At 35.9% G+C, this 20,978-nt stretch carries 22 protein-coding genes; 15 read left to right on the forward strand and 7 right to left on the reverse strand.

Annotation, left to right across the window (positions count from 1 at the left end):
• Positions 1 to 72: 72 nt before the first annotated feature.
• The 4 genes from LC457_RS16195 to LC457_RS16210 form a co-directional block, all read right to left on the reverse strand.
• On the reverse strand, positions 73 to 729 hold the full coding sequence (locus LC457_RS16195) for an outer membrane beta-barrel protein (protein WP_223600812.1): 657 nt from the start codon (positions 727 to 729) through the stop codon (positions 73 to 75).
• A gap of 461 nt (positions 730 to 1,190) precedes the next feature.
• Complete coding sequence (locus LC457_RS16200; RefSeq protein WP_223600813.1) at positions 1,191 to 1,688, reverse strand: hypothetical protein; 498 nt, start codon at positions 1,686 to 1,688, stop codon at positions 1,191 to 1,193.
• A gap of 144 nt (positions 1,689 to 1,832) precedes the next feature.
• A complete protein-coding gene (locus LC457_RS16205; protein ID WP_223600814.1) occupies positions 1,833 to 2,495 on the reverse strand; it encodes a porin family protein in 663 nt (220 codons plus the stop codon).
• A 118-nt stretch (positions 2,496 to 2,613) separates the two neighbouring features.
• Positions 2,614 to 3,573 carry a PhoH family protein gene (locus LC457_RS16210; RefSeq protein ID WP_223600815.1) on the reverse strand — a complete coding sequence of 320 codons (960 nt, stop codon included), beginning with the start codon at positions 3,571 to 3,573 and terminating at the stop codon, positions 2,614 to 2,616.
• Positions 3,574 to 3,705: 132 nt separating this feature from the next.
• On the opposite strand from LC457_RS16210, the gene LC457_RS16215 reads away from it, so the two are divergent.
• From LC457_RS16215 to rplI, 7 genes are all read left to right on the forward strand, one after another.
• Positions 3,706 to 4,533: an S-adenosyl-l-methionine hydroxide adenosyltransferase family protein gene (locus tag LC457_RS16215; protein WP_223600816.1), complete on the forward strand. Its 828-nt coding sequence runs from the start codon at positions 3,706 to 3,708 to the stop codon at positions 4,531 to 4,533.
• Positions 4,534 to 4,596: 63 nt separating this feature from the next.
• Complete coding sequence (locus tag LC457_RS16220) at positions 4,597 to 5,904, forward strand: dihydrolipoamide acetyltransferase family protein (RefSeq protein ID WP_223600817.1); 1,308 nt, start codon at positions 4,597 to 4,599, stop codon at positions 5,902 to 5,904.
• A 261-nt stretch (positions 5,905 to 6,165) separates the two neighbouring features.
• Positions 6,166 to 6,789: a hypothetical protein gene (locus LC457_RS16225; RefSeq protein WP_223600818.1), complete on the forward strand. Its 624-nt coding sequence runs from the start codon at positions 6,166 to 6,168 to the stop codon at positions 6,787 to 6,789.
• Between the two features lie 43 nt (positions 6,790 to 6,832).
• Complete coding sequence (locus LC457_RS16230; RefSeq protein ID WP_223600819.1) at positions 6,833 to 8,185, forward strand: chloride channel protein; 1,353 nt, start codon at positions 6,833 to 6,835, stop codon at positions 8,183 to 8,185.
• Between the two features lie 204 nt (positions 8,186 to 8,389).
• Positions 8,390 to 8,731 (forward strand): 30S ribosomal protein S6, encoded by a 342-nt coding sequence (rpsF, locus tag LC457_RS16235; RefSeq protein ID WP_047374382.1) that lies wholly within the window; start codon positions 8,390 to 8,392, stop codon positions 8,729 to 8,731.
• Positions 8,732 to 8,763: 32 nt separating this feature from the next.
• Positions 8,764 to 9,066 carry a 30S ribosomal protein S18 gene (gene rpsR / locus LC457_RS16240; protein ID WP_002979091.1) on the forward strand — a complete coding sequence of 101 codons (303 nt, stop codon included), beginning with the start codon at positions 8,764 to 8,766 and terminating at the stop codon, positions 9,064 to 9,066.
• A gap of 110 nt (positions 9,067 to 9,176) precedes the next feature.
• Positions 9,177 to 9,680, forward strand: a complete 504-nt coding sequence (rplI, locus tag LC457_RS16245) for a 50S ribosomal protein L9 (protein WP_047385291.1) — start codon at positions 9,177 to 9,179, stop codon at positions 9,678 to 9,680.
• Positions 9,681 to 9,955: 275 nt separating this feature from the next.
• Here the strand turns inward: rplI and LC457_RS16250 are convergent, their stop codons facing one another.
• Positions 9,956 to 10,759: an AraC family transcriptional regulator gene (locus LC457_RS16250; protein ID WP_223600820.1), complete on the reverse strand. Its 804-nt coding sequence runs from the start codon at positions 10,757 to 10,759 to the stop codon at positions 9,956 to 9,958.
• Positions 10,760 to 10,895: 136 nt separating this feature from the next.
• Between LC457_RS16250 and LC457_RS16255 the strand changes: the two genes are divergently transcribed.
• The 5 genes from LC457_RS16255 (at position 10,896) to LC457_RS16275 (ending at position 17,168) form a co-directional block, all read left to right on the forward strand.
• Complete coding sequence (locus LC457_RS16255; protein WP_223600821.1) at positions 10,896 to 12,230, forward strand: TolC family protein; 1,335 nt, start codon at positions 10,896 to 10,898, stop codon at positions 12,228 to 12,230.
• 5 nt (positions 12,231 to 12,235) lie between these two features.
• Positions 12,236 to 13,282, forward strand: a complete 1,047-nt coding sequence (locus LC457_RS16260; protein ID WP_223600822.1) for an HlyD family secretion protein — start codon at positions 12,236 to 12,238, stop codon at positions 13,280 to 13,282.
• A 318-nt stretch (positions 13,283 to 13,600) separates the two neighbouring features.
• A complete protein-coding gene (locus LC457_RS16265; RefSeq protein ID WP_223600823.1) occupies positions 13,601 to 15,163 on the forward strand; it encodes an MFS transporter in 1,563 nt (520 codons plus the stop codon).
• Between the two features lie 379 nt (positions 15,164 to 15,542).
• A complete protein-coding gene (locus LC457_RS16270) occupies positions 15,543 to 16,904 on the forward strand; it encodes an aldehyde dehydrogenase (RefSeq protein ID WP_223600824.1) in 1,362 nt (453 codons plus the stop codon).
• A gap of 69 nt (positions 16,905 to 16,973) precedes the next feature.
• The gene (locus LC457_RS16275; protein WP_156118912.1) at positions 16,974 to 17,168 is read left to right on the forward strand and encodes a hypothetical protein; all 195 of its coding nucleotides are present in this window, start codon (positions 16,974 to 16,976) and stop codon (positions 17,166 to 17,168) included.
• Positions 17,169 to 17,210: 42 nt separating this feature from the next.
• Here the strand turns inward: LC457_RS16275 and LC457_RS16280 are convergent, their stop codons facing one another.
• On the reverse strand, positions 17,211 to 17,777 hold the full coding sequence (locus tag LC457_RS16280) for a thioredoxin family protein (RefSeq protein WP_223600825.1): 567 nt from the start codon (positions 17,775 to 17,777) through the stop codon (positions 17,211 to 17,213).
• An 80-nt stretch (positions 17,778 to 17,857) separates the two neighbouring features.
• Between LC457_RS16280 and LC457_RS16285 the strand changes: the two genes are divergently transcribed.
• The 3 genes from LC457_RS16285 to LC457_RS16295 all read left to right on the forward strand — a co-directional run bounded on the left by LC457_RS16285 (position 17,858) and on the right by LC457_RS16295 (position 20,491).
• Positions 17,858 to 18,742, forward strand: coding sequence for a lysophospholipid acyltransferase family protein (locus LC457_RS16285; RefSeq protein WP_223600826.1), 885 nt, complete (start codon positions 17,858 to 17,860; stop codon positions 18,740 to 18,742).
• Between the two features lie 6 nt (positions 18,743 to 18,748).
• Complete coding sequence (locus LC457_RS16290; protein WP_223600827.1) at positions 18,749 to 19,726, forward strand: glycosyltransferase family 2 protein; 978 nt, start codon at positions 18,749 to 18,751, stop codon at positions 19,724 to 19,726.
• Positions 19,727 to 19,936: 210 nt separating this feature from the next.
• Positions 19,937 to 20,491 (forward strand): 3'-5' exonuclease, encoded by a 555-nt coding sequence (locus tag LC457_RS16295; protein ID WP_223600828.1) that lies wholly within the window; start codon positions 19,937 to 19,939, stop codon positions 20,489 to 20,491.
• Positions 20,492 to 20,528: 37 nt separating this feature from the next.
• On the opposite strand, the gene apaG is transcribed toward LC457_RS16295, so the two are convergent.
• A complete protein-coding gene (gene apaG / locus LC457_RS16300; protein WP_065398091.1) occupies positions 20,529 to 20,918 on the reverse strand; it encodes a Co2+/Mg2+ efflux protein ApaG in 390 nt (129 codons plus the stop codon).
• Positions 20,919 to 20,978 lie beyond the last annotated feature (60 nt).

Here is a 20,978-nt window from a genome sequence, read left to right on the forward strand (position 1 = left end):
TTATTATATTAGTTTTGTATAGAAAAAAGCCCTAAGAGTTTCTCAGGGCTTTCTTGTTATATGCTTTGTTTATTACTTTGCAAATACATATTTAACTCCGAAAGTTACAGAAGATAAATTCAATCCGAAGTTATAGTTGTTTGTAGCATCACCATCTTTTGGCTTGTAGTTGTTGTAACCAAACTCACCGATAGTAGCTTCGATAGACCAGTTCTTGTTCAAGAAATAATCTAAACCTGGCTTAACAGTAACACCAATCTGAGTATATTTAGCTTCAGTAGATGTAGAAGTAGAAGCAGTAGTGTTTCCAGAAGTAGTTACAGAACTGTTTTCAGTTTCAGTTTTTCCAAACTGCATTGGCACTGCTAACTGTCCGAAGATGTATAACTTCTCAGACAAAGTCCAGTATTTTCTTACGAATGGAGCAACAACGAAAGCAGGCTTCTTAGTAATATCCTTGCTTACAGTAGTCCCAAGAGGAGTAGTTAGAGTTGAAGTCTCAGTTGTCTTTTCAGTTTCGTAACCGATACCTAATCCAACAGCTAAGTTAGTGTTTACGAAATATCCAACTGTAGGTAATACGTTGAAGTTTTCTTTTTTATAATTACCATTGTCAGTTTCTTTTTGAGAATAACCAACAGATCCTGATAAATATGTAGTTCCTTTAGCAATCTGAGCGTTTGATAAACCAAAAAGTGCAACAGCACCCGCTAATAATATTTTTTTCATTTTAAAAAATTTTAATACTTTCTGAGGGCAAATTTACAGTGGTCCCCACTAATATTAAAATTTGTTAATGTGATTAATATCATTGTTAAAATTTAGGGTTTTATAATAATAAATCCTACTTAAGAGAATATGTTGAGTTTTTCACAATATTATGAATAAAAAAACTACATTTTATTAACAAGAGGAGAATATGTTTACTTTTTTAAATTTTCACATTTTTCCTAAGACCCCATGAATTCTGGGAAAATGCTAAAATCAATTAACCTAAACTACTAATTTTAAAGTTATTAACTCTTAAAATCTAAACAAACGTTTATAATATGAGATTATTTTTATCTTTTTCTAATCGCTGTAAGCATTTTATTTCAAAAGTTTCTGATAAAAGATCCGTACAGGCTGCTTATATTATATCAAAAAAAACTCCGGCCTTCGGCCGGAGTTCAGTTATTTTTCAACTGTCTTTATTTGATAAAGAAATTAAATCCTAAGTTTACAGCTCCTACACTCCAGTTGTCTCTGTACCAGCCATAATCACGTCTGTTACTGATAGACTGATATCCGATGTACAACTCTCCTTTGGACATCTGGTATCCAAATTTAGGCTGTGCATAGAAACCACCATCTACCCCATCCTTTGTAGAAATACCATATCCAAGGTCTAATCCTACAAAGATAGGAGCTCCTTTAAATTTATATTTCCCGGAAACAGCTACAGGAATAAATCCGAAATCATCAAAGTGATCTTTTCCGAAGAAGTGAGAATACCCTGTTGTTACCCCAAGGTCAAAACCTTTAGCAATATTCCACATATAAGCAGCATCCACTCCCAATGTAAATGAAGATACATCACTTGCATCAGACACAGGAACACCAATATGTCCGCCAATTTTAAAACCTTCCTGCGCTTGAGCAGCACCTCCTAAAAGTGCAAAAGCACCTAGTAATAATAGTTTTTTCATTTTTTTAGTAGCTTTAAATTACCCTGCAAAAGTACTAATTATTTTCATCATAGAAATAGAACCGGTCTCTGATATCTGTATAACGATAGAAAGCAGGACAATTTTTGTCCTGCTTTCTATTATTTCTAAATAAGATTTTCAGAATTAGTTTCCTCCGAATTTGAAACCTACACCCACCTGAGCAAAACTGTTCTTTACAGTACCACCGCTGTTGTCATTAGATAGGTTAGATACTCCTAAGCTGTATCTTGCATCAAAGAAAAGTCCGTTTTCCAGCATATATTCAACGCCTAAGAAAGGGGCAAGGTTTAAAGATTTGATATCTTTTTTAATATCTACTTCACCGCCTTCACCTTCCATTTCTACATCAAGGAAATCTGAACCAATTACAGTCTTTTGTTTAGCTGTAAGGATAATTCCAACGTTAACACCTGCGGCTACAGAGAAACCTTCTGTAATAAAGTATTTTGCAGAAACAGGCACTAAAAGAGTCCCAAAAGTCACTTTAGTTGACTCACCAAAATACATCCCTCCAGCATTTACTCCATCAATTTTTTCTTTAGCTCCCAGTGGTGAATACAAAACCTCACCCTGAACAGCAAAATTATCATTGAATTTGTACTCAGCCATCCCACCGATATAGAAAGTATATTTAGGAGACATTTTTCTTCCGTCAAGATCGTCTTGCTTATCGTCTAATTTAATCGTAGACATTGCGAAACCAGCTTTTGGACCAAATCGAAATTCTTGTGCGTTTGCAGAAATTCCCATAACAGCGACCGCTGCAACAAGTAAAAGTTTTTTCATGTTTAGTTAGTTTTTACATTTAAGGTCTGCAAAACTAACTATTTTTTTCAAATTAACAAATTTTAACTAACCAATTTAAGGTTAATAAAAGGTTAACAGAAATTTTCACTCATTTTTACTAGTCATTTCTCATTCTTTTCTCTTCATCATTATAGGCAAGAATAATCTTTCTTACAACAGGGTGTCTCACTACATCCTCTTCTGTAAGATGTACAAACCCGATTTCCTTTACTCCGCTTAAAATCCTCATAGCTTCTTTCAGCCCGGATTGTTGTTTTGGTGGCAAATCGACCTGGGTAGGATCTCCTGTGATAATAAATTTAGCATTCATCCCCATTCTGGTTAAAAACATTTTCATCTGAGAATGGGTCGTGTTCTGAGCTTCATCTAAAATTACAAAAGCATCATCCAGCGTTCTTCCTCTCATGAATGCCAATGGTGCCACTTCAATTACTTTTTTCTCAATAAAGCCTTCCAGTTTTTCATGAGGAATCATATCCCGAAGTGCATCATATAAAGGCTGTAAATAAGGATCCAGCTTTTCTTTAAGGTCACCCGGCAAGAACCCAAGACTTTCTCCCGCTTCTACAGCCGGTCTTGTCAGAATGATTCTTTTCACCTCTTTATCCCTTAAAGCTCTAGCTGCCAATGCTACACTAGTATACGTTTTCCCCGTTCCGGCAGGACCTATTGCAAAAACCATATCTTTTTTCTCGGTTTCCTTTACCAGCTTCTTAAGATTGGTTGTTTTAGCCTTAATGACTTTTCCGTTTACTCCTTTTACAATAATGTCCTGATCGAAAACCAGTTGTTTCTCGTTTTCGTCTTTAATATTCAGGATATTTTCAACGTCTTTCAGCCCAATTGAATTGTTTTTAGAAATAAAACGGACAATATCATCCAGTTTTTGCTTTAGTATATCTAATGCTTCCTGATTTCCCATCGCAAAGATATAATGATCTCTTCCTGTAATTTTAATGGTTGGAAAGCTTGATTTTATTAAGTTGAAATATTGGTTATTAACTCCATAGAAGATTTTCGCATCGATATCTTCCAAATCATATGTTAATTCAAACATGCAGTATTTTTATTTTAGATTTTAAAATTAAAGCTTTTTTTCAAATTTATATCAAATTCTTTTCAACAATCTTTCGGGCTTTCTTTTTATTTTAAATAACTTTGCAATACTACACTATTCTATAAATTGCTCATGTCAATTATTACCCTTACTTCGGATTTCGGAAATTTAGATTACAGAGTTGCCGCTGTGAAAGGCAAAATTCTGTCTCTAAACCCTGAGGTTAATATTATTGATATAACCCACGATATCCAGGCATTCAACCTTATACAGACTTCGTATATTGTAAGAAATGCTTATAAATATTTTCCAAAAGGAAGCATTCACATTATTTCCGTAGACAGTTTTTACAACAGGTCTAGAAAAAATATAATTTATAAAGCCGACGGATCCTACTTTTTGGCGGCAGATAACGGCCTTTTAAGCCTTATCTTTTTTGATATTAAACCGGAAGCTATCTATGAACTTACCCTGAACAACCGTTTTGATGACATCATCAACTTTACTTCTACAGACATTTTTGTACCTGCAGCGGTACATCTAGCCAATGGTGGACTTCCTGAGGTAATAGGACGAAAAATACACTCAGCTAAACAACTGATGTTCCCAAGGGCGGTTTATAATGAATCAGAAGGCATGATTATCGGAGAAGTAACTTATATTGATAATTTCGGAAATATAATCTCAAATATCAACAAAGATTTTTTCGAAAATATCAGCAAAGGCTATGATAATTTTACCATAAAATTCAGAAATTTAAGTCTTTCAAGGATATTTTCCAGCCACACGGAGGTTGTTTCAGATTGGGAAAGGGAAACAGAATTCCATGGGCAGTCTGCTGCTATTTTCAATGATAGTCAATTATTGGAGCTTACCATCTACAAAGGAAGCAAGAAAAACGGCGCCAAAAGCCTGTTTGGACTGAATGTAGGCGAAAATATTTATATTGAATTCAGCTAAGATTATATATTTCATAAAAAAACCGATTTTTTTTATATATTTGTCAAAATCTAAAAATCAAAAATGGCAGAATACAAATTATTGCTTCCTTCCATGGGAGAAGGTGTTATGGAAGCGACAATTATCACTTGGTTATTCAATGAAGGTGATAACGTAAAGGAGGATGACTCCGTAGTAGAAATTGCAACAGATAAAGTAGATTCAGACGTTCCGACACCAGTTTCGGGGAAAATCGTAAAAATTTTAAAGCAAAAAGATGAAGTTGCAAAAGTAGGTGAAGCCATTGCTATTTTAGAAATTGAAGGAGAAGGCGCAGCTTCAGAAGAAGTAAAAACTGAAACTCCGGCGGCTACTCCGGATGCTGACACTTTAAAAGCGATTGAAGAGCCTTTACAAGCAACAATTGCTTCAAATGTAGAATTCTCAGGAGACCTTTATCTATCTCCACTCGTAAAATCTATCGCACAACAGGAAAATATTTCTGAAACTGAACTGAAATCTATCAAAGGTAGCGGTTTGGAAGGAAGAATTACAAAAGAAGATATACTAGCATATGTTGCCAACAGAGGAAACCAGCCAGTTCAGCAGGCTGCTCCGGTACAGACAACATCCGCTCCGAAACCAGCAATATCTGCTCCGGCAGCTACGATTCCGGTAAGTGCAGGTGATGAGATCATTCCAATGGACAGAATGAGAAAGATCATCGCTGAAAACATGGTAAAAGCAAAACAAATTGCTCCGCACGTTACTTCTTTCATCGAAACAGATGTTACCAACGTTGTAAAATGGAGAAATAAAAACAAAGCAGTATTTGAAAAACGCGAAGGTGAGAAACTGACTTTCATGCCGATTTTCGTAAAAGCTGTAGTGAAAGCAATTCAGGATTTTCCAATGATCAATGTTTCTATCAATGGTGAAAACATCATCAAAAAGAAAAACATCAACATCGGTATGGCTACTGCCCTTCCGGACGGAAACCTTATTGTTCCTGTTATCAAGAATGCTGATCAGCTATCACTTTCAGGTCTTGCAAAAGCAATCAATGACCTGGCTTACAGAGCTAGAAACAAGAAATTAAGACCTGAAGATACTCAGGGTGCAACTTATACTATTTCAAACGTAGGAAGTTTCGGAAACCTTATGGGAACACCTATCATTCCTCAGCCTCAGGTAGCTATTTTAGCAATCGGAGCTATCGTTAAAAAACCTGCGGTTCTTGAAACAGCTGATGGTGATGTAATTGCAATCAGAAACTTAATGTTCATGTCTCATTCTTATGACCACAGAGTAGTAGACGGTTCTCTAGGTGGAATGATGCTGAAGCACGTTCACGACTACCTTGAAAACTGGGATCTGAACACAGAAATATAAGTAATGAGTAATTAGCAATAGGTAATTTTTGCTGATTTTAAATATTAAACCTTCGATTTAATCGGAGGTTTTTTGTTTTTGGCAGTCAAACATAATAGAATATCAAAAGATTAAACAACACAAAAGATCAATTGAAAATATCCAAATAAAAATCCATTTATTTATCAAATCATCAATAAAACAAATGCAATTACACATTATCACAACTTATTTTGAAATTAGATTTATTAGCATTATTTTTAAACAAATAAATATTCAATAATGGATCTGGATTACAGAAAGTATGACATGACAAAATTTTCTGCCTTCACTGAGCAGGATGAAAAGCTCATTACTGAAGTTTACGATCAGCTTTCTTTAGATTATGATATTTCAGTGATTGATATTGAAGACTCTCCTTATGAGCAATTCAGTTCGCATGACATGTATCCATTATTCATTCCTCAAATCTGTTACTTGGTAAAAGACAGAAATAATAACGGTTCTTTCTACCTTTTTGTTGTCAGCAAAGTTGGGATTACATCAAGAGGAGGTCGTTTAGGTCGTAAATTTGACACCATTCAACTTTGGGGATTAAAAAAACTTGAAGAAGATTTTGGATATATTTCCATTAACAAGAAAAGATTAATGGATAAGATTGCAGGAATATTCAGCAGTTTTAATATCAACTTTAAAGATCATGATTTTAAAGATTTCTATGTTTTAGGAAGTGATCAATATAAAGCCATCAATTTTTTAAACCAAAAGAGAAAAGAAACAATAAAAGTCTTTCCAAATGAAAATTTTAAACTCGAAGTGAGAAATAATATTCTGAGCTTTGGTTTACCGGAAATACTTACCATTGGAAATAGTGAAATCATCTCAAAGTTTTTAAACGACCTATAATTTCCAGAATTTTACCATAATTTCATCCCCTCAAAACAGACAAATGCTGAAAATTTTCATCCTTATACGGAAATCTATCAAAAATTCCTTTGACAATATCCGGAACGAACAGCTGAAGCACAACCTTCTTCAGGCTATTCCTTTTTGGATAGGATCTGTTATTACAGGCTTTTTTGCCGTAATGTATGCACAGGTATTTGCCTGGGGTGAACATCTCATGAATTTTATCTTTAACTGGCATGCATGGATGATTTTCATTATTGCTCCCATAGGATTTGTACTTTCCTGGTGGCTGGTGAAAGAATTTGCCCCCAACGCCAAAGGAAGCGGTATTCCGCAGGTAATGGCCGCAGTAGAACTCGCCAATCCGAAAGAACACCGAAAAATCAGAAATCTTCTAAGTATTAAAATCATTTTTTTCAAAATCCTTTCCTCAGTTATTCTGGTAATCGGAGGTGGTGCGGTAGGACGTGAAGGACCTACCATTCAGATTGCAGGTTCTGTTTTCAGAAAGGTCAACGAGTATCTTCCCGAATGGTGGCCGAAGATTTCCAAGAAAAACATGATTATGACAGGAGCCGCAGCCGGGCTTGCCGCAGCTTTCAACACTCCGTTGGGAGGAATTGTATTTGCAGTTGAGGAACTTTCCAAAACCCATATCAATTATTTTAAAACCGCTCTATTTACGGCTGTCATTATTGCAGGTTTAACGGCTCAGACTTTAGCCGGATCTTATTTATATCTGGGATATCCGAAGACCAATGATGTTTCTTTAATGGTAATGTTCCCTATTGTTCTTGTTGCTGCGGTTGCGGGTATTCTCGCTAGTCAGCTTTCTGTTGCTATGCTCAAAATCAACAGCTGGAAAAAGAACAAACTGAAAACGGATAAGGCCAATGTGATATTCCTGATTATCTGTGCTTTAATTATTGCTTCAATCGCTTATTTCATCAACAGAGAAATTCTGGGCTCTGGGAAAGAAATTATGGAGCGCGTCCTTTTTACGAAGGATAAACACGAAGACTGGTATGTTCCGGTTTTAAGGATGCTTGGCCCTGCACTTTCTTTTACTTCCGGTGGTGCGGGTGGAATTTTCGCCCCCGCCCTCTCAGCAGGAGCTAGTATAGGCTCTGTTATTTCTGGTGCTATTCATTTAACACCCAACGAAACCAATGTTGTTGTTTTGGCCGGAATGGTCGCTTTTCTTACAGGAATTACCCGGGCTCCTTTTACTTCAGCCATTATCGTTTTGGAGATGACTGACAGACATTCCCTGATTTTCCATCTGATGCTGGCAGGAATGGTTTCTTCCATTGCTTCTATTTTAGTAAGCAGGCATTCGTTATACGATGTATTGAAAGTGAATTTTCTTGCAGAATTAAGACAAAAAGATTAGTCAGAAATCCTGAGTTGAAAGTTGATTTCTTTTAAAAGTAACTATTGAAAACAGTTTTTAATTATAATATGAAGCAATTTCCCAAAACACTAAACTTTAAACTCTCAACCATCAATAATCAACTATTTCACGAATCCTCTTGCATATAAGAAATATATTCTCTACTTTTGCACCTCGAAATAATTAACAAATTCATTTAACATTATGAACAATTACGAAACTGTTTTCATTTTAACTCCCGTTCTATCTGAGTCACAGGTAGAGGAAGCAGTGAACAAGTATGTAGATCTTATCAAAGAAAAGAACTGCGAAATCGTTGCTAAAGAAAACTGGGGATTAAAAAAATTAGCTTATCCTATCCAATTGAAAAAGAACGGGTTCTATACTCTAATCGAATTCAAAGGAGAAGGTAGTGTAGTAGCTGATCTAGAATTAGCATTTAAGCGTGACGAGAGAGTAATCCGTTACCTTACTACGAAACTTGACAAACATGCTGTTGAGTATGCTGTAACTAGAAGAACTAAAGTAAAAGCAGCTAAAGCTTAATTATTAACCCTATTTTTTAAAAAAGACAAGACATGGCAATAGATGAAATGGCTAAACAAGCCTCAGCTGGAGGAGAATCAGAAGTAAAATTCCTTACTCCGCTTGATATCAATACAAAATCTGAAAAGAAATATTGTAGATTCAAAAAATACGGAATTAAGCACGTTGATTACAAAGATGCTGATTTCTTATTACAATTTGTAAACGAGCAAGGTAAAATCTTACCAAGAAGATACACTGGAACTTCTTTAAAATACCAAAGAAAAGTTTCTGCTGCTATCAAAAGAGCAAGACACCTTGCGTTACTACCATACGTAGCTGACTTATTGAAATAAGACAAAAAATAAATAAAAGAAGAGGGCAACCTCTTCTTTTGTTGCTGAATAAATAATTAATTCTAACTTGATTTTAGATCACTCTAAAATCTAAAAAAAGGACAACAACAATGGATATCATCCTAAAACAAGACGTAGAAAACTTAGGACTTGAGTTTGATACAGTAAGCGTAAAGCCAGGTTATGCTAGAAACTTTTTAATTCCTCAAGGAATTGCTCTTTTAGCTACCCCTAAAAACAAAGCAGCTCTAGAAGCTACTTTAGAAGCTAGAAAAGAAGAAGAAGCTAAATTAATCGCTGCTGCTAACGCTGTAGTAGATCAATTGAAGAAAACTTCTATCACTATCCCTGCAAAAGTAGGTTCTGGTGATAAATTATTCGGATCTATCAACAATGCTGATCTTTCTGCTGCTCTAGCTAAAGCTGGAGTTTCTGTAGAGAAGAAATACATCAAAATCCCAGGAAACACTATTAAGAGAACTGGTAAAGTAACAGCAAACATCAGATTACACAGAAACGTTGAGTACAATTTCGAATTCGATATCGTATCTGACGCTCCAGTTGTAGCTGCTCCTGCTGCTAAGAAGGAAGAAGTTAAATCTGAAGAAGCTTAATTTAAGCAACTGAGATTTTCTCACCATACAAACCACTTCATTTATTTGAGGTGTTTTTTTTGTTTGTAAACATAGAACATGTAGGTTGTTGATTAGGCAAATGATAAACTACCCCGTCTTTTTGCTTTGCAAAAATCCACCCCTTCAGAGAAGGGGAATTCAGGGAATCCTGACTTATATTATTCCTGATATGCCTGTATTTAAACTTAAATAGCAGCAATTCGTACCACAAATCCCGAATCTCGTATCGCGAAACCCTCAAACACTCTCACTCATTACTTATCCCCTCTCAGTTTCTGCTGATATTCCGTAGGAGCAATCCCAATTACTTTTTTGAAAATATTACTGAAAGATGACAGGCTATTGTACCCTACCATCATAGCTATTTCATACATATTATATTTTCCTTCCAGCATCAGTTCAAGGGAACGGGTAATCCGTAATGCCCGTAGAAAACGGACATAATTCATGCCCAGAATCTCTTTAAATTTCCTCGAAAGGGTTCTGGTACTCATCCCAAATTCTTTTGCTGTAGATTCTATGGTAAGAGGCTTCTCAAGGTTTGCATGAATATATCTTGCAATCTTCAGTAAGGTTTCATCTTTTGGGAAAGGGTGCTGTATCGGGAATGCCAGATGTTTATTCTTTTTTTCCTGTAAAACACCCTTAAAAGCTTTGAGAAAATAATATTTAGAGCCATCATTTTTTGTAATTTTCCCATCCCAGTCTTTAGTGTGAAAAATCATCTCCCGAAGCAAATTATTGACGGAATAAATATTAATTTCATCAAAAAAGCCATTTTCATTTTCTTCTTTTTTAAAATAAAAGTTATATAAATCAACTTTCGGACTGGTAGAAAAAATATAGTGAGGTGTCCCGGCCGGAATCCACATAAAGCACCTTGCAGGAAGATACCAGTGCCTCTGATCGGTGAAAACATGCACAATACCTCCTTCTGCATAGACTAATTGTGCAGAACTGTGATAATGAATATCTGTTGTTACATTGCCTGTGAGGACATGATAGATATAAAATTCGGCATCATCCTCTTCTACTGCTTCAAAATGGCTGTCATTCATAAAATAAAGATAAGAAGAATTTTCAAATTGGCGTAAATGAGCAAATCTTTTTCTGTTTTCACAAATCGGGTACTATGCATGTCGCCGTAACTTTGCTGCATCAAAATCATTTTAGCAAAAATCCTTTAATTAATTTATGAATATCATATTTAACGCATGCCGGTATCTGTGCATCGCGTTGTGCTTATTATTGAGCAGCTTTTTACATTCACAGATGATAGATTACCAACACCTCGGCTTACAGCAAGCGGTAGAGATTGGTTTGAAAAACAACAAAAACATACAGATAAGTCATCTAAAACAGGAAATGTCCGCTACCAAAGAGAAAGATCTCAAAATGGAAAAGCTTCCGGACATTGAATTTCATACCAGCTATACCCAGGTAACCAATTTGTATCAGCACCAAAATGGTGTATTTAACAAAGCAACAAAGTATGATGTCATCAATGGTATGTATGACTTTACATTATCTGCTTCAATTCCGGTATACATGGGCGGCAAAATAAAGAATACGGAAAAGAAAGCGGCTATTGACACTGAAATTTCAGCTTTAAGAACGCATCTGGACGAGAGACAACTTACCATGGAAATCATCACGGCTTTTCTGCAGATCCATCATTTAAAGGAACAGCAGAGTCTCATTAATGATAAAATGAAAGAGGATTCTGTCAACATCAAACAAGTAAAAGCTCTTAAAGCTAACGGTGTCGTAACAGTGAATGAAGTATTGAGAACTTCCCTGCAGCTTTCCAATCATAAAATGAGCTGGACAGAGCTGGATAACGATATTCAGATTGCAGAGCATAAGCTGAAAACTATTCTTTCTCTTCCGGAAGATCAGGAAATGCATGTGAATACAGAAGATCTTATTTCGGATAACGCAGCAATTCCTTATGTTGATGAATTGACTGAAACGGCTTTAAATAAAAATGAATCTGTTGAAATCACCCACAAAAATCTTTCACTGAAAGAACTGGATCAAAAAATCACCAAAGCGAATTATTTACCCAAAATTACAGCAGGCGGAGAATATTTTTTAAAGTACCCGAATATGATGTTTTTCCCTCCTGAACCCTATGCCTATCGCTTGGGAATGGTTGGGGTAAATCTTACCTATCCTATTGAAAGCTTGTACAAGAATAAGTATAAAATGCAGGAAGCACGGGAAAATATAGATCTTGCTAAACTTCAGATAGCGAAAAATGAAGAAAAAATAAGACACAACGTGTACGAAGCTTACAAGAAGTTTGAAGAAACAGACCAGAAAGTGAAAATTGCTGAAGAAGCGATTAATCAGGCAAAAGAAAATTATCGCATTGTAAGAACAAAATACGCGAACAAACTAAGTCTTATCACTGAGCTGATAGATGCCGACAATACTTATCTTGAGGCAGAATCCAACCTTATTTCCGTAAAAATAAACAGACAACTTAAATATTACCAACTCCAATATACGATTGGAAACTTATAAAAACTATGGCACAGAAACAACTGACACAAAAGGAAAAAAGAATCAACAAGTCCATTACTCTACTGGCCTGGATCCTGATCATCAGCGGAATTACAGGAATGGTCAGTTTTTATCTTTTTTCAAGAAAGAATGTCACTACCAACGATGCACAGATCGAACAATATATCACGCCTGTATCCAGCAAGGTTTCCGGGTTTATCAAAACGATAAAGTTTAATGAAAATCAGTTTGTACATAAAGGGGATACTTTAATCATCATAGATAACAGAGAGTTTGTGAATCAGGTACAAATGGCAGAAGCCAATCTCCACGTCAATACAGCTACCATCAGCACTATTGAAAGCGGCGTCAATACCAAAGAAAGCGATACAAAGATCATTGATGCCAAAATTGCTTCTGCAAGAATTGATATCTGGAGAACGGAGCAGGATTATAAAAGATATAAAAACTTACTGACCGAAGATGCTGCTACCGAACAGGAATTTGAGAATGTAAAGGCGTCCTATGAACAGTCAAAAGCCAATCTTCTGGCATTGGAACAGCAAAAAAATGCAGTAAGAGCCGGAGCCAGTGAACAGCAGACAAAGGTTGCTCCGGTTAAAAGCCAGATACAGCAGAGTAATGCGAGTCTGAACAATGCTAAACTTTATCTTTCTTATACAGTGATTACCGCTCCTTATGATGGATGGGTCGGAAAAAAGACCATTCAGGAAGGTCAATTGATTAAGGATGGCCAGGCTTTAGTACAGATCGTCAGCAAAGAAAAATGGATCATTGCCAATTACAAAGAAACACAGCTTGGACAGATTGATCAGAACCAGGAAGTTATCATTACTGCAGATGCGTATCCCGATATGGAATTTAAAGGAAAAATACTTTCCGTTTCTCCTGCATCAGGATCCCAGTTTTCTTTGGTAAAACCGGATAATGCCACCGGAAACTTTGTAAAAATTGAACAGAGATTTCCTGTGAAAATCATTCTTGACAACAATAAAGACAACGAAAAACTGCTTTCCGGAATGAATGTTCTGGTGAGCGCGAAGAAGATATGAGTTTGAGTGTGGGAGGATTTTAGAGTTTTAGAGTTTTAGAGTTTTAGAGTTTTAGAGTTTTAGAGTTTTAGAGTTTTAGAGTGCAAAATTACCTTCCAATCAATACATTTCAGACTTTACAATTAAATTATTTTTTTAGCGAAAAGACAGAACTGCAAAATAGCGAATCTGCAAATTTTTTCTTAAGCACATTCGCCATTTTACCTTTTACTTTTACACCTTGCACTTTTGTCTTTTCGCATTTTTAAATTCAGGTACAGCCGCGAATTTGCTTATCTGCCTTTTCAGCATTCCTTAATTAATGCTTTCCAAAAAATTATGCAACACAATACAGTTTATCATAAATGGGTACCACAATGGCTGAAACTGCCGCTTCTTATACTGGCATTGTTTCCCCACCTGATGTTGTTGTCGCTTTTACATTCAAACAGCGCCTTCACATCTTCTTTTATGGATGTCGATTCAGATGACATTCAGTATTTAATGATTTTGATGTACGGGACATTTGTGGTTACCCTTTTAGTTATACAAAGGTTTATGGCTTATTTCAGCGTGAAATATTACGTTCTGCTAATGGCTTCCATTTCTGTGATTATCCTTTATGTTTTATCGGTAACACATGATTATCATGTTATTCTGGTGATCCGGTTTTTAGAAGGAATTTTCGGGCTGCTGGAAGGTGCCATTTTCCTCCCTCTGATTATTGCCGAACTAAAAACAAGACATGCCAAAGTGGTGGCTTATCTTTTTATGTATACCATCATGCTGACAGGAGGAACAATAACCACTTCCCTATTGAAATCAAGTATTGAAAACTATGACTTCCAGCATATGATCCTCATGATGGCCTACTTTCATGTATTTGTACTGATAATCGGTATTGCTTTATTCAACAGAAACAGGTTCTTTCCAAAAAAACCTTTGTACCAACTGGATATTACCAGCTGGTTTTTGCTCTGGGTATGTCTGCAGGCTGGCGGTTATGCAATTATTTATGGAAAAAGATTAATGTGGTTGGAATCAGACACTATTATCATGTGCCTGTTTATATTTCTTCTTTCAGGAGGGCTATTCATGCTTAAACAAAGAAATTCCAGAAGACCGTTGTTTCACTTTGAAGTTTTCAGCTCAAAAAATGTGATTGCTGGAATGATCCTGTTTTTTATTTTCTACCTGATCCGCTCCGGACTTAATAATGTATACACCGTCATGGCTACCGTATGGAAATGGCCGTGGGATTATATTGTCAATATCCAATACTGGAACGTAGCAGGAACTCTTCTTGGTATATTATTATCAGGAATCTGCCTGGTCCGGGGAGTTTCCTCAAGAATTGTTTTCTTTACAGGATTTCTTTTACTCGCCATCGACTGCGCATGGTTTACCTATACTTTTTATCCGGATACTACCCTTTCAACGATTTGTCCGCCCTTATTTCTGCAAGGGGTTGCTCAGGGATTATTATTTACACCACTTGTTTTCTTTTTGATTTCAGCAACACCGGAAGAATATGTTGCCAATGCTACAGCTTTAGGGACAACAACCCGTTTCTGGACAACGGCTATCGGGTATGCACTGATGCAAAACCTGATGTTGTTTTTAACCTTAAAACATTCTGATACACTCAGCGCAAACTTTACAGACACCAATCCTGTTTTTTACAGTCAATGGTCTCAGGTTTTCGGGGCCAATATTTCAAAACTGTCTGTGAATGATTCTTTATCTATGACCGCAGGAGCTTTTAAGGCTAAAATTACTGCACAATCTATTCTCCTTTCCAATATGGAAATTTTTACCGGACTTTTCTGGCTCGCATTTATTACTGCGCTTTGCTTACTGCTTTATCATCCTGCGAAAATAGCAGTACGAAATATAATGTAATGCTAAAAAGAAGGAAGCTGGAAGCTTGAAGATAGAAGCTACTGAAGACATAAATAACAGATAGATTTGGATAAGATAGTTTCTTAAACGCCAGGAATACACTAAGGGGTATATATTTTCCGTTCGCAAAGGTATTTCATTCACCTATGTACACAATGAATGAACTCTGCTAAGTGTCAGCGCCTTTGCGAACGTAATTTCCCATTTTACAGTCAAATCTTTTGCGAACTTTGCGTTAAATTTAAATTAAGTGATAAACTTACTGTTTCTAACTCTCATCTTCAATCTCCCTTCTTCTCCCACTTTGGCCGGTTTATTGTTCGTATTTTTCAAGCAGCAATATTGCATAAAGCACTACGTTTAATACAAAAGCTTACCAATGGAAATTGAAAGAATTTTACTGAGCCAAAGAGATTTTTTTAAAACACAGCAAACCAAAAGTCCCGCTTTTCGGAAAATGTATCTTGAAAAGCTTAAAAACCTTATTATTTCTAATGAAAACATGCTGTATGAAGCAATTAGCAAAGATTTTGGAAAGTCAAAGTTTGATACTTTCACAACAGAGCTATCCTTCATTCTGAATGACATTAATTATTATATCAAAAACTTAAAATCTCTTTCAAAACCTCAAAAAGTAAAGACCAATCTTGTTAACCAGCTCGGAAACAGTAAAGTGTATGCTGATCCTCTTGGTTGTGTCCTGGTAATCGGAGCCTGGAATTATCCTTATCAGTTATCCCTTTCTCCAATTATTGCGGCTATGGCTGCAGGAAACTGCTGTATTCTTAAGCCCAGCGAAATCGCTGAAAATACAATGAAAGCGATGGCATCCATCATCAATGAAAATTTTCCGTCTGACTATTTGTATGTCTATGAGGGAGGTATTGAAGAAACAACTTCTCTTTTACAATTAAGATTTGACAAAATATTTTTTACAGGAAGTACAAAAGTTGGAAAGATTGTTTATAAAGCGGCTGCAGAACATTTAACTCCTGTAACGCTGGAACTGGGTGGAAAATCTCCTGCAATTGTCACTAAAAATGCCAATCTCGAAATGGCTGCTAAAAGAATTGTATGGGGAAAATTCCTCAATGCCGGACAAACCTGTGTAGCCCCCGATTATCTGTTGGTGGAAGAAACTATTCAGGAGCAGTTTTTGGAAATGCTCAGAAAATATATCAAAGAGTTCAAATATGATCACAATTCTGAACAGTACACAAGAATCATTAATCAACGAAATTTCCAGCGTCTTGTGCGCCTTATTGATAAAGAAAAAATCTATTCGGGTGGGCATTTTGATGAGGAAAAACTTTACATTGAGCCTACTATTCTGAACCATATAGATTGGAATGATGAAATCATGCAGGAAGAAATTTTTGGACCTCTGCTTCCTGTAATCCGTTTTCAGAGTTATAATGCAGCACTCAACTCTATTGTAGAGCTTGAAAAGCCACTAGCAGCTTATCTTTTTACCAATGATTCAGAAGAAAAAGAAAACTTTACCCGAAAACTATCTTTCGGAGGTGGCTGTATCAATGATACGGTAATGCATTTGAGCAATGACCATCTGCCATTTGGAGGCGTGGGAAATTCAGGGATAGGAAATTATCATGGAAAATATGGTTTTGAAACTTTCTCACATCAAAAAGCAGTTCTTGAAAAAGCCACCTGGGGTGAACCGAACATCAAATATCCACCTTATTCTGAGAAAAAATTAAACTGGATTAAAAAATTAATGTAATTTATCCCTAATTGGAGATTTTAAATAAAAAAACAATATATTTACTGCTTAAAACTAAATTCTATAACCATGAAAAATTTGAAAAAATTATCAAGAGAAAAATTAAGTAAACTAACAGGAGGATTATCATGTGCTTCATCTTGCTCGGACGGCAGCATGGTATATATCAGTTCTTGTACTTCGTGTATTCAGTATTCAGGTGCAGCAGCCTGCTATGATGCTAATGGAAAGGGTGCAATACGTATGGAGTTTTGTGCTGCTTAAGATAATAAAAAAGAAACCCGTTTTAATGAACGGGTTTTCTTTTTAAATAACTTTTCCTTTTTCCAGAAATTCTTTTACTTTCTCTTTACTATATCCTTTTCCTTCCTCTAATACCTCACTCTGTTGAACATGAACCTTTTTACCATCTTTATCTAAAATGATAAAAAATGGATAAAACTGTTGTTCTTTAATATTGATATATTGAGAAAAAACTTTTTCATTCTTATTCTCCGGGGAATAGTTCAGATGATAGTAAACATACTTTTTATCTACAATTTCCTTCAGCTCGGGAGTATTCTGCACAAAATTATTAAAACGAAGACACCAGATGCACCAGTTTCCACCGGCCTGGATCATAACATTCTTACCTTCTTTCTTAGCCTGAGCTACCAATTTTTTAATATCTGCCTCTGCGTCCGCTTTTGGATCATAGGGTTTAGGAAGCTTGGCTTTTTCTTCAGCTGCTTTTTTCTTCGCATCTAAGTCTTTCTGCTCAGTAGGCACTATAAGCGCTGTTTTTTGCTTTCCTTTATCCGGGGAGTTCTTCACTTCTTGTGAAAAAGCAAATGCACTTAATCCAAGAGAAGCGAAAATTATCAATTTTTTCATAATATAAAAGTAAAAAAATAATACATATCCCTCTGCAAAAATAGAACCATAATTTTATTATCACTAAATTTGCGTGTTTTATGAATTTTCTAATCAAAATATTAAATCTGATCTCGAAGCTGCCGCTTAAAATATTATATATTTTTTCGGACGTCATCTTTTTCCTGAATTATTATCTGGTAGGATACAGAAAAGAGGTAATCACTCAAAATCTGAAAAAATCTTTCCCGGATAAATCGGAAGAAGAAATTAAAGAGATCCGAAAAAAATTCTACCTTAATTTTTCAGATTATCTGGTAGAAACCATCAAATCTTTCAGCATTTCGGAAACAGAATCCAGAGTGCGAATGCAGCATATCAATCAACATTTATTTCATGAAGCTAAGGCTGAAGGCAAAAATATTATTCTTTTGGCAGGTCACGTTTTCAACTGGGAATGGATTAATGCACTGGCAAGAATTATTCCACAGGCACATTGCCATCCTGTATACAGAAGGGTAAATAATGACTTTTGGGAGAATCAGATGAGGAAGGTCCGAAACAAATTCGGAAATGAGGCATTGGAAGCCAATGAAGTAATCCTGAATATTTTCAGATCAAGAAACAACGGTGATTCTGCTTATATGTTTGTAGCTGACCAAACTCCCCACCACGCACACGTCACCTATGGATTAGAATTTTTGAATCAGCGGACTCCTGCTTTTATAGGATATGATAAGCTTGCCACAAGGATGGATCTTGTTTTTATCTATTGTGAAATGAAGAAGGTAAAGCGCGGTTATTATCAGGTAAATTATCACAGAATCTATCCTGATGGTGAAAAGTTTACTGAAAATGAAGTCGTAAGAAAGTTCCATAAGTTATTGGAAAATACATTACACAAAAATCCGGACAACTACCTTTGGTCACACAGAAAATGGAAATATCAGGACGCTATCAAAAATTTTGATTCTGAAAAAAAATAAATTGAAATGCAGAAAAAACTGGCAGTTGCCATCTTAAACTGGAACGGCAGAAATTGGCTTGAAAAATTTCTGCCGGGTGTGGTTCAATTTTCTCAGAATGCAGATATTTTTGTTATTGACAATCTTTCTACTGATGATTCCATTGAATTTCTTCAAAAGAATTTCCCCACAGTAACCGTTATTAAAAACGATAAAAACTATGGATTTGCAGGGGGTTATAATGAAGGATTGAAAGCTATCCCGAATGAATATTACTGTCTTCTTAATTCTGATGTAGAAGTTACCGAAAACTGGATAGAACCTGCTTTGGAATTATTGGAAGAAAATCCTTCCATTTCAGCAGTACAGCCTAAAGTATTATCTTATCATAATAGAAACTATTTTGAATTTGCAGGAGCTGCAGGCGGATTGATAGACAATCTTGGATATCCTTATTGCAGAGGAAGAATTTTTGATGTTCTGGAAGAAGATAAAGGCCAGTATAATGATGAAACAGAAATTTTCTGGGCATCAGGGTGCTGTTTTTTCGTCCGTTCAAAAGACTTTTGGGAGCAGAATGGGTTTGATGCAAGATTCTTTGCCCATCAGGAAGAAATTGACCTTTGCTGGAGGCTTATTAATTCCGGGAAACAAATTTATTATACCGGAAAAGCCCGTGTATATCATGTAGGTGGTGGAACGCTCAATAAACAGAGTGCACAGAAGACTTATTTAAACATCCGGAATAATCTTTCCATGATGCTTAAAAACCTTCCTTTTCCACAATTGATCTGGTTGATCTTTTTCAGATTATGCCTGGACGGTGTTGCCGGGATTTACTTCGGTTTAAAACAAGGTTTTCCACATCTGTGGGCGGTTGTAAGAGCTCATTTTGGATTTTATGCCCAGCTTCCCGGAACATGGAAACTTCGTCAGAAACACCAGAAGAGTCAGTTTTACCAATCAAAATGGCTGATATTTAAGCATTTTTTAGGTGGCAGATGATAGGTAATAGGTTGCAGGGATTAGGGATTAGTTGAAAATTACGACTTTCTTACTTATCATGAACTAAGATTCATTAGAGTAAAAATTCATAACTTCAATTAACCTTAAACTGAAAACTTTAAACCTTGAACATTTAACTCTAAACCAGAGAACTAGTAACCAGCAACAAAAACAACCTAGCAACGATCAACAACTTATAATTTTAAAACAATGGATTTCTGTGCAATAGATTTTGAAACGGCCACTCACGAGAAAAGTTCAGCTTGTGAGATGGGAATCTGTGTGGTACAGGATTCTAAAATTGTTGAGACAAAGACCTGGCTGATTAAACCTCCAAGTTTTCCTTATTTCAGTAAATTCAATATTGCTGTGCATGGAATTCATCCGGAAGATGTGAAAGATGCCCCAACCTTTGATGAAGTATGGTATGAAGCTCAGGATATGATGTATGGAAGCCTTATGATTGCTCATAATGCAGGATTTGACGCTTCTGTTTTAAGAGGATGCCTGGAACATTACGGTATGTTTACTCCGAAAATAAACTATCTGTGCAGTATTCAGCTTGCTAAGAAATCATGGAATTACCTTCCGAAATACGGTTTAAAACCTTTGGCCGAATATCATAAAATTGATTTCACCCACCACAGAGCGGGTGCAGATGCTGAAGTGTGTGCAAAGATCTCGCTGCTGGCTTTTGAGAAGCTATTTCTCACCAGCAATGATGAAGTAAACGATTATATGAAGGCGAAAATAAAAAAGCTTTAATAAGAACCCGGGTTCTTAGTCTGCCATTTATTAATCATTAATTACTCAACACTTCAGACAACAGATTGAATTTTGGAATATCAATTTCAAATGTCTCCTGTGTTTCGAGGTTTTTAACCAGGTATTTTCCGCTCATATTTCCTACTCCGGAACGAAGCATTACATTGGAGAAGTAAGCGAAATTTTCACCTGTTCCTATTTCAGGAGTCAAGCCGATAACGCCATCACCTATAATCTCTGTGTATCCGAATCCGACATCGAAGATTAACCATTTTCTTTTTAATACTTTGATAGGAAAGCTTCCGTCATTTTCTATCGTGATATTGTATTTAAAAACGTAACGGTTTTCGGATGGATAACTGTTTTTACTATCATATTCAGGTATAACTGAAACTTTGATATTGGAAGTCATTTTTGAAAACATCATTGTAGCATTTTCTTAATAAATACAAAAATCTCGCCTTTTTTATAAGGCGAGATAATATAT

Source organism: Chryseobacterium sp. GVT01B (assembly GCF_019970045.1).
Lineage (GTDB): Bacteria > Bacteroidota > Bacteroidia > Flavobacteriales > Weeksellaceae > Chryseobacterium.

Bases quoted from the DNA above. Each gene is read 5' to 3' on its own strand.
- LC457_RS16195 (WP_223600812.1), bottom strand. From the start codon at position 729: ATGAAAAAAATATTATTAGCGGGTGCTGTTGCACTTTTTGGTTTATCA.
- LC457_RS16200 (WP_223600813.1), bottom strand. From the start codon at position 1,688: ATGAAAAAACTATTATTACTAGGTGCTTTTGCACTTTTAGGAGGTGCT.
- LC457_RS16205 (WP_223600814.1), bottom strand. From the start codon at position 2,495: ATGAAAAAACTTTTACTTGTTGCAGCGGTCGCTGTTATGGGAATTTCT.
- LC457_RS16210 (WP_223600815.1), bottom strand. From the start codon at position 3,573: ATGTTTGAATTAACATATGATTTGGAAGATATCGATGCGAAAATCTTC.
- LC457_RS16215 (WP_223600816.1), top strand. From the start codon at position 3,706: ATGTCAATTATTACCCTTACTTCGGATTTCGGAAATTTAGATTACAGA.
- LC457_RS16220 (WP_223600817.1), top strand. From the start codon at position 4,597: ATGGCAGAATACAAATTATTGCTTCCTTCCATGGGAGAAGGTGTTATG.
- LC457_RS16225 (WP_223600818.1), top strand. From the start codon at position 6,166: ATGGATCTGGATTACAGAAAGTATGACATGACAAAATTTTCTGCCTTC.
- LC457_RS16230 (WP_223600819.1), top strand. From the start codon at position 6,833: ATGCTGAAAATTTTCATCCTTATACGGAAATCTATCAAAAATTCCTTT.
- rpsF (WP_047374382.1), top strand. From the start codon at position 8,390: ATGAACAATTACGAAACTGTTTTCATTTTAACTCCCGTTCTATCTGAG.
- rpsR (WP_002979091.1), top strand. From the start codon at position 8,764: ATGGCAATAGATGAAATGGCTAAACAAGCCTCAGCTGGAGGAGAATCA.
- rplI (WP_047385291.1), top strand. From the start codon at position 9,177: ATGGATATCATCCTAAAACAAGACGTAGAAAACTTAGGACTTGAGTTT.
- LC457_RS16250 (WP_223600820.1), bottom strand. From the start codon at position 10,759: ATGAATGACAGCCATTTTGAAGCAGTAGAAGAGGATGATGCCGAATTT.
- LC457_RS16255 (WP_223600821.1), top strand. From the start codon at position 10,896: ATGAATATCATATTTAACGCATGCCGGTATCTGTGCATCGCGTTGTGC.
- LC457_RS16260 (WP_223600822.1), top strand. From the start codon at position 12,236: ATGGCACAGAAACAACTGACACAAAAGGAAAAAAGAATCAACAAGTCC.
- LC457_RS16265 (WP_223600823.1), top strand. From the start codon at position 13,601: ATGCAACACAATACAGTTTATCATAAATGGGTACCACAATGGCTGAAA.
- LC457_RS16270 (WP_223600824.1), top strand. From the start codon at position 15,543: ATGGAAATTGAAAGAATTTTACTGAGCCAAAGAGATTTTTTTAAAACA.
- LC457_RS16275 (WP_156118912.1), top strand. From the start codon at position 16,974: ATGAAAAATTTGAAAAAATTATCAAGAGAAAAATTAAGTAAACTAACA.
- LC457_RS16280 (WP_223600825.1), bottom strand. From the start codon at position 17,777: ATGAAAAAATTGATAATTTTCGCTTCTCTTGGATTAAGTGCATTTGCT.
- LC457_RS16285 (WP_223600826.1), top strand. From the start codon at position 17,858: ATGAATTTTCTAATCAAAATATTAAATCTGATCTCGAAGCTGCCGCTT.
- LC457_RS16290 (WP_223600827.1), top strand. From the start codon at position 18,749: ATGCAGAAAAAACTGGCAGTTGCCATCTTAAACTGGAACGGCAGAAAT.
- LC457_RS16295 (WP_223600828.1), top strand. From the start codon at position 19,937: ATGGATTTCTGTGCAATAGATTTTGAAACGGCCACTCACGAGAAAAGT.
- apaG (WP_065398091.1), bottom strand. From the start codon at position 20,918: ATGATGTTTTCAAAAATGACTTCCAATATCAAAGTTTCAGTTATACCT.